Below are 10,337 nucleotides of genomic sequence, written 5' to 3'. Positions count from 1 at the left end.
TCGAACCTGTGACCTTCGGGTTATGAGCCCGACGAGCTGCCTACTGCTCTATCCCGCGATTTGTGAGTGCAAATATACGACGAATATGTTTAAATGCAAGTAAATAACGAAAAAAATATTTATTTCTCCTATTCGACTGATATCCCTACCTTTGCAGTTCAAAAAACAATAAAATGGAGCACAGAGCAGGCTATGTAAATATCATAGGCAACCCAAATGTAGGAAAGTCAACGCTTATGAATGCCTTTGTGGGCGAAAGACTATCCATCATTACTTCGAAGGCACAAACAACCAGACATCGCATTTTAGGAATCGTAAATGGTGATGATTTTCAAGTGCTCTTTTCGGATACGCCCGGAATTATTAAACCAGCCTATGAATTGCAAAATTCGATGATGGATTTTGTAAAATCAGCTTTTGAAGATGCAGACATTTTAGTGTACATGGTGGAAATTGGTGAAAAAGAATTAAAAGACGAAGCTTTCTTTAATAAAATCATTCATTCTAAGATTCCTGTTTTGTTGCTTTTAAACAAAATTGACAAATCAAACCAAGAACAATTAGAAGAACAAGTGCAAGCATGGAAAGAAAAGGTACCTAATGCTGAACTTTTTCCAATTTCTGCCTTAGAAAATTTTAATGTGCAAACGGTTTTTGATCGAATTATCGAATTATTACCTGTTTCGCCTGCATTTTATCCAAAAGATGCTTTAACCGATAAACCCGAACGTTTTTTTGTAAATGAAACCATTCGTGAAAAAATCTTATTGAATTACGACAAAGAAATTCCATATGCTGTAGAGATTGAAACCGAAGAATTTATCGAAGACGACAACATAATTAGAATTCGAGCCGTAATTATGGTGGAACGTGATACGCAAAAAGGAATCATCATTGGACACAAAGGAGCTGCATTAAAACGCGTGGGCATTCAAGCGCGTGAAGATTTAGAAAAATTCTTTGGCAAACAAATTCACTTGACTACCTATGTTAAAGTCAATAAAGATTGGAGAAGCAGTGCTTACCAACTGAAACGATTTGGATACAACCAGAAATAAAATTAAAGATAAAAGATAAAAGAAGCCTGATGAAATTCATCAGGCTTCTTTTATTCCAACACCCGATGCATCAACACTTCTAACTTATGCATTTGAGGCGCACATTTTTTTCTATTGATTCGGGCTTGAAAATAGAGCAACATCCATAGAATAGCCATAAAAAACATAACCGCGCAATCGACAACTATTGATTGATGTAAACTCCAATGCGAATAGGCCATCATCATGAAAATCAAAAATACGCCCCCCACAAAAAAGTGTAAAAACATAAAAAATGTCCACACGGTTTGATCGGGTCCAAACAACCCCTTGACATGGGTTGTACTATCATCTTTCGCGGTCAATTCGATATGCAAATGGGGCGAATAATATTTTCGTTTGGCCAACGTAATAAAAAAGAAAATATGATGATCTGAAACTTTGATGCGATAATCTTCTTTCACGTCATCTTTGAGGGCAATGGCATCTTCTAAAATAGTTGCTACTGATTTTGTTACGTCCATTTGAAATCGGGGACGTAATTCAATACTGTTGTCAATGTCCATTCTTACAGATTTTAAAGCTAATATATGTATTTTTTTTAACAAATGTTGACACTACATATCATATGGCCCAGATAGCAGTGAAAATCCTTTTTGTTTTGCTAAAACAAAAAGATTGAAACGAATAGCTGGAAAAAGCTCCGAAAAAAATCGTACTTTTGCGGATTCAAAACAAGATTATGAACAATATCGTTGCCATAGTAGGAAGGCCTAATGTAGGAAAATCCACTTTTTTTAATCGTTTAATCCAACGCAGAGAGGCCATTGTGGACTCAGTAAGTGGAGTTACCCGAGATCGAAATTATGGAAAAAGCGAATGGAATGGAAAGGAATTTTCAGTAATTGATACCGGCGGTTACATCAAGGGATCTGATGATATTTTTGAGGCAGAAATACGCCGTCAAGTTGAATTAGCTATTGATGAAGCCGATGCCATCATTTTTGTGGTGGATGTTGAAGAGGGCATTACACCTATGGATGATGAAGTTGCGAAATTGTTGCGAAAAGTTACCAAACCAGTATTACTTGTTGTAAATAAAGTAGACAATGCCATGCGTGAAAAAGACGCCTTTGAGTTCTACAATTTAGGGTTGGGAGATTATTATACCATTTCAGGAATGAGTGGTAGTGGAACAGGTGAATTGTTAGATAAACTGGTTGAAGTATTGCCTGAAATGCCCGAAGTTTCTGAAGAAGTTGAACCGTTACCTCGTTTTTGTGTGGTAGGCCGTCCAAATGCCGGAAAATCTTCGTTCATCAACGCATTAATTGGCGAAGATCGATTTGTAGTTACCGATATTGCAGGTACCACACGTGATGCCATTGATACGAAATACAACCGTTTTGGTTTCGAATTTAATTTGGTAGACACTGCCGGAATTAGACGAAAAGCAAAAGTAAAAGAAGATTTAGAGTTTTATTCGGTTATGCGCTCAGTAAGAGCAATTGAACACAGCGACGTGTGTTTGTTAGTCATTGATGCGACTCGCGGATTTGAAGGGCAAGACCAAAGTATTTTTTGGTTGGCCGAAAAAAACAGAAAAGGAGTTGTCATCCTGGTCAACAAATGGGATTTGGTTGAAAAAGACACCATGTCGGCTAGAGATTACGAACGAAAAATAAGAGAAGAATTGCAACCTTTTACGGATGTGCCGATTCTTTTCATCTCTGCTTTAACCAAACAACGTTTATTAAAAGCACTAGAAACGGCTGTAGAGGTATTTGAAAACAGAAAGCAACGCATTTCAACTTCAAAATTCAATGAGTTGATGTTGCCCATTATTGAAGCTACTCCTCCACCTGCCTTAAAAGGTAAATATGTTAAAATTAAATATTGTATGCAGTTGCCAACCCCAACTCCACAGTTTGTGTTTTTTGCCAACTTGCCGCAATATGTAAAAGATCCATATAAACGTTTTATTGAAAACAAATTGAGAGAACAATACAACTTTAGTGGTGTTCCCATAGATATTTATTTCAGACAGAAATAATAAAAAAGCCCACAATTACTTGTGGGCTTTTTTATTGTCAAAATAATCTTAAAATGCGGTATTAAACGATAATGAAATTCCGGTACTTTCGGGTACAAATCGGCATACACCTCCCACACAAACCAATCCACCTCGTTGTCTTCCATACCCTAGTGCAACTCGTGTAGCTCCCTTTCGGTATGCTCCACCAATGGTGAGGTAATGTTTTTTACGCTCTTCTTTATCCTTTGTATTTCCATAGTTTATAAGATCCATAGCATATACCGAAAATTTCTCGTTGAAATTATATTCCATAGAACCGCCCATCCAATTTTTAAAATCGGCATCAGCCCACATGTGTTCAACATCAACTCGAATAGATTTTGATTTGGTTAAACTATAAATCCATTCCCCATAAAAAATATGCGTATTTACGTCATGAGAAGCATCCTCTACCCATGGTTTGTTGTAATATTGATTTACATACAAAAAAGAGGCCCGTGAATTTTCAGAAAATTGTTTTTTCACTTCAATATTAAAATCTGAAAAATATTTTTCACCTACCCCAAAAAAATTGGTTTCATATTGCGCGGGAACGGCGCGATAAGTGCCTGGCAAATTATACCAACTCGCATAATTCAGTGCTAATTTAGTTCCATATTTACCGCCTAGCTTGGTATCCTTGGCAAATTCATACACCACATCTAATTGCCCTCCGGTTTCCCCCGATTTCATAATTTCATTGGACTTAAATTCGACACCCGCTTGTGCTTGATACACATAAATGTTTGCCAAATTAGAATGGTGTTGTTTTGTCAATGCAGGTGTAAAATTGATGACTTTATCAGAATAATCTAATGACGATTGATTTAACCCAACCGCTTCAGGAATTCGTTCTGATGTAAACAACATGTTTTGGGTTCTGCGCAACGTAAGATCAATTCCCAATCCATCTTTTGCGATTCCTAAATTGAATTGTAAGGCATTTCCATCGTTAATAAAATCATTTGAAATGGAATTGGTAATGCGATTCAATGTAGCGTCTTTAGATTTGTAATTGGCTTCAAAAGAAGAATAAAAAATACCTTGCGAGAAGGCCGATCGTAACGAAAAAGCATGCGTAGTTGGACTGAAACTTGGATGTAAAACCATAGATTGATCAATTTTCTCGTATCGATTCACATTTGAAAACCCAATTTCGAAATCAGCTTCTTCAAAAGACAGCAAATCCGAAAGATTGGTTTCTAAATCAAAACCATACAAATGACCTTCTGATACTTTAAAACCAGAACGCTGTTGCCCATAAAACGCCTTAAATTTTATATCCTTTGTTGGTTTATAAAAAACTTTTCCACCTCGCAACGCTGTATTGATCCCTAAGGAACGATCTTCCCAAGCACGCAATATCATCCCTGAGCCGAATTGCTCATAAAAATAACCTGCTGTTGCTTCCAATTTTTTAGTTTTATACTTTGCAAAATAAGTAGCTACATTGGTACCATCAAAACCAGGATAATAATTTAAAAGGGCTTGTTTCTCATAACTTTCAACTTGCATTCCAAAAGTCCATTTTTTGACTTCATAATTCAATTGAAGGTAATTATTTGATCGAAAATATTCTGGAGAATTTTCATCATTTTCAAATTCTAAATAACGCTGTGCATTTGTTTCAAAGCCTCCAAAAAATCTGCCCATGTCTTTTTTTTCTTGTGCATGTAATGTAAGCGTTGAAAGACCAAAAACAAGTATGTAATTTATTAATTTCATGAGTTAATAATGGGGAGTTGTATTGCAATAATTAGTTTATAATTCTTTTAGCTTTTGGTATAGTTCTTCCTCTGATCCTTGCGAATAGCCATTACTTACATACACAATTTTGCTGTTTTTAACTACAATAGTATAGGGAACATTCACAATAGATAAAGCTCTTTTCAATTCTTGATTAGAATCCATTAAAACATTGTATGTCCAACCTTTACCATTTAAAAAAGGCTTTACTCGTTTTTGTGTTTTGGAATCATCAATGGATACAGCAATAATTTCAACATTAAGTGCTTCTTTCCAAGTAGCATATTTTTTATGAATGGCTTCTAATTCATTGATACAAGGTGCACACCAAGTAGCCCAAAAGGAAAAAACATATAATTTATCCTTCTCATTAAACTGAGTGCTAACATTAATGGTTTCTCCTGAAATTGAATTTAATTCGATGTTAGGCATTTGCTTTTGAGCGTATCCTAAGGAAGTAAAAAACAATAAAAAAATAATTTTTTTCATGGCAATTAATTTGATGGCAATTAGTAGAAAAAGCTGTCTAAAATAATTATTTAGACAGCTTTGAAAATTAGACTCTTATAAAAAAAAATCACTATTTTTTTACAAATTTCACAGTTTCATTCATCAATTCATTTTTGATATTTACCATGTAAATACCCGAATTTAAATGTGAAACATTGATGATTGAATTTTCATCAACACCTGCAGATTGTAAAACAACTTTACCCGTTACATCTGTAATCATAATTGTTGCATCTTGAACATTCGCAAATTGAATGCTATTTGAAGCTGGATTAGGATATAATTTAACTTTTGCAATTGCGTTGTCTTCTAAAGATAAAGCATCTGTAGCTTGGTAACTTTGCATAATCTCTTTAGTTGTTGGATTTTGAATAAACAAAATTACTTCTAAATCAGAAACTTGCTCAATAAAGGTACTTGCTAAACTTGCAGAAATTTGTCCACTAATTGGAGTACCTGCTGTACAATTGATTGTCGTTCCACTCGCATTTGGTACCATTTTCATCATTACGTGCTTGAATGATGTTTCTCCATTAGTAGCAACATTTCCTGTAGTTGTTTTTTCAATTACAGCAGCATGCAATACATAATTTCCTGATAAATATGGTGTAACAGTATAATTAATAAGTGCGTTACCTCCTGATAAATTACGATTGGCTGTTAAACCAAAATATCCTGTTTTTGTAGCTTCGTTATTTACATGTGATGTAAGAGCAGAGAGACTGTTTCCTGTTGAATAATTAACTCCGTCAATCCATAAACTAGTAATTGAATTTACCCCGTAAAAAGTTCTTCTAACACCTCCCTCGGCAGTATAGTAAGGATCTCCCGTACCAGGCCAATTCATTTGGTAAGCAATGTAATTGAAATTTTGATTTTGTGAAGCATAAAAAGAATTAAAAACGGTATTGTTATAATTTGCACATGGAACACATGTAGAACCAGTAAATTTCTCTAATAATGGCTTATATGATGTTGATCCAGCTGCCACAATTGTACTTTTAACTATTGAATTGTCTGCGGTAATTCCATCAACAGTGGTATTTACAGTAGGCACACTAAAATTAAGTGCATATGTTGAACCAACTATTGCATTTAAGGCAACACTATGAGTGAAATTATGAGTACCACCTATAGGTATATTAACCCCTGTTACTGAGTAAGTATTTACTGTTCCACTATTTGCTTGCCAATTAACAACATATGAAGTAACTGGGTTAGTTCCTTGATTTTTAACCACTCCATTAAAAGTAAAGTTACCTCCTAGAATTATCGCTGGAACAGCAACCGATTCTAGAGAAACATCATTTTGTACAGGTCTTTTTACTTGAAAAGCATCTATCCCTACATAATCTGAATTATTTCCTGTACCACCACCCTCAACATTATATCTAAGAGCTAACTTACATGCCACTTGTCCTGTTAAACCTGTTACAGTGTAAGAGATTTTTGTCCAAGTTGTTGGATATCCACCGATAGTTAAATCTTGATTAACCGTTGTACACAGTGTCGTAAATGAACCTAAACCTGTTGATCCAACAGGATTAACTGATGCATTCCCAACTGTACTCATTCTCAATTCCATACGATCAGGATATTGTGACCCAGGTACACGAGTATAGAAAGATATTTGATCGCCATTCTGAACAGTAATAACGGGTGTCATTAACCAATTGCTAAGATCACTTACCCCTGCCCCAGATTGATAATTAACAGCTATATAGCCATCAGCTGGACCATTATAAGATGAAAAAGAATCTGTATTTCCTCTAAACCAAGTAGCTGATCCTATTGGGTTACTTTGATTTGTCATTGTCCAACCAGTTGGCAATGTTATAGTAGCCCCAAGTGCATCAAAATTTTCCTGAAGCAAAATTTGTGCAAAAGAAAAGTTTGAGATTAATAATAAAAGTAATAGTTTTTTCATATATAAATAATTTATGTTTATACAAATGTAATTTTTTTTTTAAAACAATCGAAAAAAATGATATTTTTGTTAAAAATTTTATAATTATGAAAAAAATTACTTTTATTTTTCTTATTTCCACGGTTTTAATATTTGAAGCAAAAGCTCAGTTCACAGTTAATAAAATTAACGGAACTGCTTTCACCAATGATGAAATCATAAACTTTACAACACACAGTAATTCAGCTGCCGAATTAAAGTTTACCGTACAAAATAATGCTACTGAAAATTTAGACTTTAGAATTCGTTGTTTAAGTTTAGTAAATAATAATGGATCTAATTTTCAATTGTGTTGGGGTGGTGAATGCATCCCAAACGTAGCTGCAAATGGAATCTACCCTGATTTTCAAAACGTTATTAATGCAGGAAGCAATACAATTGGCTTTAATGATAGTTTTAAAAATTTCAATCCTGGTGATGGTGCCAATTATCCGATGGATTTCAAATTTAGAGTTTTTACAAGAAATCTAACCGGAACTAATGTTGGTACTGGATTTGATATAACCTACCGCTATCAAGGTCCTTTGAGTATAGCACAAAAAGACAAATTAAGCGCAATGGGTGTAAAAGTTTTAAATACTTCTGTAAACAATTTTGTGGGCTTAGAAATCAGCAAACCAATTGGTTATAGCATTTTAAATCTTCAAGGACAAACTATTACCTCAGGAAAATTAACAGAAAACACTAATCTTAATTTTGCGGCTTACCAAACTGGATTGTATTTTATAAATTTCATAAGTGCCGATGGTTTAGTAGATGCAGTTAAAATTTATAAAAAATAAAAGCATGAAATATTGTTACCTCTTAACCCTTTTCGTGTTTTTTGGTTGCTCAAAAGAATATACAATTCTCGAGTCAATTGATGGCTTAATTTTATCTTCAAACGAGACTACACGAATTATCAATCAAACCACCACATTACGTTTGGTTAAAAATAATGGAGAAGACGTAACGGATGCTACTACTTTTTATGTAAACGGTGTTGCTATACCCGCTAATACTTTTACTAAAAGTGAAGTTGGTATATATTTAGTAGAAGCTAAATATACTGGCGTTGCAGCTGAAAATACAGTTGAAGTAACCTATCATGATGGCTCATTGATTGCTTTCAAAAGTAATGTAATGGTAGAAGATTACACGGGTGTTTGGTGTGGAAATTGTCCAAGGGTAGTAGTTGCACTAGAGCAAGCTAGCCAACAACTAGGCGCAAATGAAGATCAATTGATTAAAGTTGCTATACATCGTTCAAGTTCAAACCCAACAGATGCAAGTTATGATCCCTATAATTTTGACGCCTCTGCCTTTGAGCCAAATGGTGGCTATCCAAAAGCATACATCAACAGAAAAACAAGATGGACGCCACTTGAATACAACAATTTAGGAATGGTCGTTACACAAACTCAAATCAATAAAAGATTAGGACTAAAATTAAAGACGGAAACGATTAATAACGTTATAAAACTTACAGTAGACGGTTTATTTTCCACCAATTTCAATCAATTAAGTCTTGTAGTCTATCAATTAGAAAGTGGTTTCGTTTATGACCAAATAAATTACACTACGTTTTACAACGGAGAAGATATCATTCAAAATTTTGTACACGACCATGTATTAAGAAATATTTTAACTAATTCGAATGGTGATGCCATTTCGAACTCCACTACCGGAACTGAATTTTCTCGTGAATTTAGCATACCGGTAAACACAATTACAAATACACAAAATGCAGAATTTGTGGCTTTTATAATTGATAATGCAGGTAACGTATTAAATGCGCGAGCCATAAAAGTAAATCAGACTCAAAATTATCAATTCTTATAATTAAAAAGGGCTTACAATGTAAGCCCTTTTTTATATCCTTTTACCAACTTCCACCAGCACCACCACCAGAGAAACCGCCGCCGCCAAAGCCACCGCCGAAACCTCCTGATGAACCGCCGCCAAAGCTGCCGCCGCCAAAACCGCCACCACTTCTACCCAGGCTACTCAAGATGATCATATCACCCAAATCGAGACCGCCCGAATGTCCTCCATTTCCGCCCCGATTGCGTTTGGAACTTATTAATACAATCACAACTACTATTACAACAATGATTCCTACTGGAAATTTGGATTCTTTTTTACGTGTTCCTTTGTATTTTCCTTTGAGTACTTGAAAAACAGCATCGGCTCCTTTATCCAAACCTTGGTAATAACTTCCTGCTTTAAATTCGGGAACAATGATGTTTCTAATGAGCTCTCCATTGATACCCGCTGTTAAACGCTCTTCCACACCATATCCTGGTGCAATCCATATTTTCCGATCGTTTTTGGACACTAGGATCAAAATTCCGTTGTCTTCTTTCTCTTGACCAATTCCCCATTCTTGGGCCCATTTAGGTGTCAAAATTCCAATATCTTCACCCTTTAAATCGGCAATGGAAATCACTACAATTTGCGTTGAAGTGGAATCAGAATAGCGAATTAATTTACTTTCTAATTCCTTTTCTTCCGTTTGACTTAAAACATCGGCGTAATCATAAACACTGGTTTGAAAACCAGGCTTTTCTGGGATCGTAAATTGGGCATGAACTGTCAATCCCATCAAAACAAACACTAAAACTAATTTCTTCATTCGCTTTTTGAGATTTCATTGGACAATTCATTTTCATCATCAGATTGGTAGGGAAAATAGGCTTTCAATTGATTTCCAGCACTCAAAATACCTTCTACCAAACCTTGTTTAAATGCACCCTGCTTAAAATGGTTTAGCACGATTTCTTTTGTTGCGTTCCAAAAATCGGGTGCTACTAAATCATTTATGCCTTTATCGCCGATAATAGCAAATTTTTTATCGGTAACACTCACATAAAACAATACCCCATTTCGATCTTTTGTCGCCTCCATTTTCAACTCAAAAAACACCTCTTGAGCTCTTTCAAGAGGTGTTATATTGGATTGTTTTTCTATGTGAACGCGCACTTCACCCGAGGTGTTTTTTTCGGCTTCAACAATAGCTTGAACA

General features: G+C 35.0%; 10 protein-coding genes. 4 read left to right on the top strand and 6 right to left on the bottom strand.

What is annotated here, in order from left to right:
- Positions 1–173: 173 nt before the first annotated feature.
- Entirely contained in the window at positions 174–1,058 is an 885-nt protein-coding gene (era, locus tag ACIQ6Z_RS07790) for a GTPase Era (protein ID WP_396210344.1), read from the top strand.
- A 50-nt stretch (positions 1,059–1,108) separates the two neighbouring features.
- On the opposite strand, the gene ACIQ6Z_RS07785 is transcribed toward era, so the two are convergent.
- Complete coding sequence (locus tag ACIQ6Z_RS07785) at positions 1,109–1,603, bottom strand: hypothetical protein (RefSeq protein WP_396210343.1); 495 nt, start codon at positions 1,601–1,603, stop codon at positions 1,109–1,111.
- Between the two features lie 176 nt (positions 1,604–1,779).
- Between ACIQ6Z_RS07785 and der the strand changes: the two genes are divergently transcribed.
- A complete protein-coding gene (der, locus tag ACIQ6Z_RS07780; protein WP_396210342.1) occupies positions 1,780–3,090 on the top strand; it encodes a ribosome biogenesis GTPase Der in 1,311 nt (436 codons plus the stop codon).
- 48 nt (positions 3,091–3,138) lie between these two features.
- On the opposite strand, the gene ACIQ6Z_RS07775 is transcribed toward der, so the two are convergent.
- The 3 genes from ACIQ6Z_RS07775 to ACIQ6Z_RS07765 all read right to left on the bottom strand — a co-directional run bounded on the left by ACIQ6Z_RS07775 (position 3,139) and on the right by ACIQ6Z_RS07765 (position 7,294).
- Positions 3,139–4,836, bottom strand: a complete 1,698-nt coding sequence (locus tag ACIQ6Z_RS07775; RefSeq protein WP_396210341.1) for a DUF6029 family protein — start codon at positions 4,834–4,836, stop codon at positions 3,139–3,141.
- 36 nt (positions 4,837–4,872) lie between these two features.
- Complete coding sequence (locus ACIQ6Z_RS07770; RefSeq protein WP_396210340.1) at positions 4,873–5,346, bottom strand: TlpA family protein disulfide reductase; 474 nt, start codon at positions 5,344–5,346, stop codon at positions 4,873–4,875.
- Positions 5,347–5,437: 91 nt separating this feature from the next.
- Complete coding sequence (locus ACIQ6Z_RS07765; protein ID WP_396210339.1) at positions 5,438–7,294, bottom strand: choice-of-anchor J domain-containing protein; 1,857 nt, start codon at positions 7,292–7,294, stop codon at positions 5,438–5,440.
- An 86-nt stretch (positions 7,295–7,380) separates the two neighbouring features.
- On the opposite strand from ACIQ6Z_RS07765, the gene ACIQ6Z_RS07760 reads away from it, so the two are divergent.
- Positions 7,381–8,115, top strand: a complete 735-nt coding sequence (locus ACIQ6Z_RS07760; RefSeq protein ID WP_396210338.1) for a T9SS type A sorting domain-containing protein — start codon at positions 7,381–7,383, stop codon at positions 8,113–8,115.
- Between the two features lie 4 nt (positions 8,116–8,119).
- Positions 8,120–9,154 (top strand): Omp28-related outer membrane protein, encoded by a 1,035-nt coding sequence (locus ACIQ6Z_RS07755; RefSeq protein ID WP_396210337.1) that lies wholly within the window; start codon positions 8,120–8,122, stop codon positions 9,152–9,154.
- Between the two features lie 40 nt (positions 9,155–9,194).
- Here the strand turns inward: ACIQ6Z_RS07755 and ACIQ6Z_RS07750 are convergent, their stop codons facing one another.
- Positions 9,195–9,947 (bottom strand): TPM domain-containing protein, encoded by a 753-nt coding sequence (locus tag ACIQ6Z_RS07750; protein ID WP_396210336.1) that lies wholly within the window; start codon positions 9,945–9,947, stop codon positions 9,195–9,197.
- Positions 9,944–10,337: TPM domain-containing protein (locus ACIQ6Z_RS07745; RefSeq protein WP_396210335.1), on the bottom strand; the 394-nt coding region annotated here is incomplete at its 5' end. The genes ACIQ6Z_RS07750 and ACIQ6Z_RS07745, both read right to left, overlap by 4 nt.

Origin of the sequence: Flavobacterium sp., from assembly GCF_044376915.1 — a bacterium.
Classification (GTDB): domain Bacteria; phylum Bacteroidota; class Bacteroidia; order Flavobacteriales; family Flavobacteriaceae; genus Flavobacterium.
The sequence above is the reverse complement of the archived record's forward strand: the minus strand, read 5'-3'. Positions and strand labels throughout refer to the sequence as shown.

Excerpts from the sequence above, each read along its gene's own strand:
- era (WP_396210344.1), top strand. The coding sequence starts at position 174 with ATGGAGCACAGAGCAGGCTATGTAAATATCATAGGCAACCCAAATGTA.
- ACIQ6Z_RS07785 (WP_396210343.1), bottom strand. The coding sequence starts at position 1,603 with ATGGACATTGACAACAGTATTGAATTACGTCCCCGATTTCAAATGGAC.
- der (WP_396210342.1), top strand. The coding sequence starts at position 1,780 with ATGAACAATATCGTTGCCATAGTAGGAAGGCCTAATGTAGGAAAATCC.
- ACIQ6Z_RS07775 (WP_396210341.1), bottom strand. The coding sequence starts at position 4,836 with ATGAAATTAATAAATTACATACTTGTTTTTGGTCTTTCAACGCTTACA.
- ACIQ6Z_RS07770 (WP_396210340.1), bottom strand. The coding sequence starts at position 5,346 with ATGAAAAAAATTATTTTTTTATTGTTTTTTACTTCCTTAGGATACGCT.
- ACIQ6Z_RS07765 (WP_396210339.1), bottom strand. The coding sequence starts at position 7,294 with ATGAAAAAACTATTACTTTTATTATTAATCTCAAACTTTTCTTTTGCA.
- ACIQ6Z_RS07760 (WP_396210338.1), top strand. The coding sequence starts at position 7,381 with ATGAAAAAAATTACTTTTATTTTTCTTATTTCCACGGTTTTAATATTT.
- ACIQ6Z_RS07755 (WP_396210337.1), top strand. The coding sequence starts at position 8,120 with ATGAAATATTGTTACCTCTTAACCCTTTTCGTGTTTTTTGGTTGCTCA.
- ACIQ6Z_RS07750 (WP_396210336.1), bottom strand. The coding sequence starts at position 9,947 with ATGAAGAAATTAGTTTTAGTGTTTGTTTTGATGGGATTGACAGTTCAT.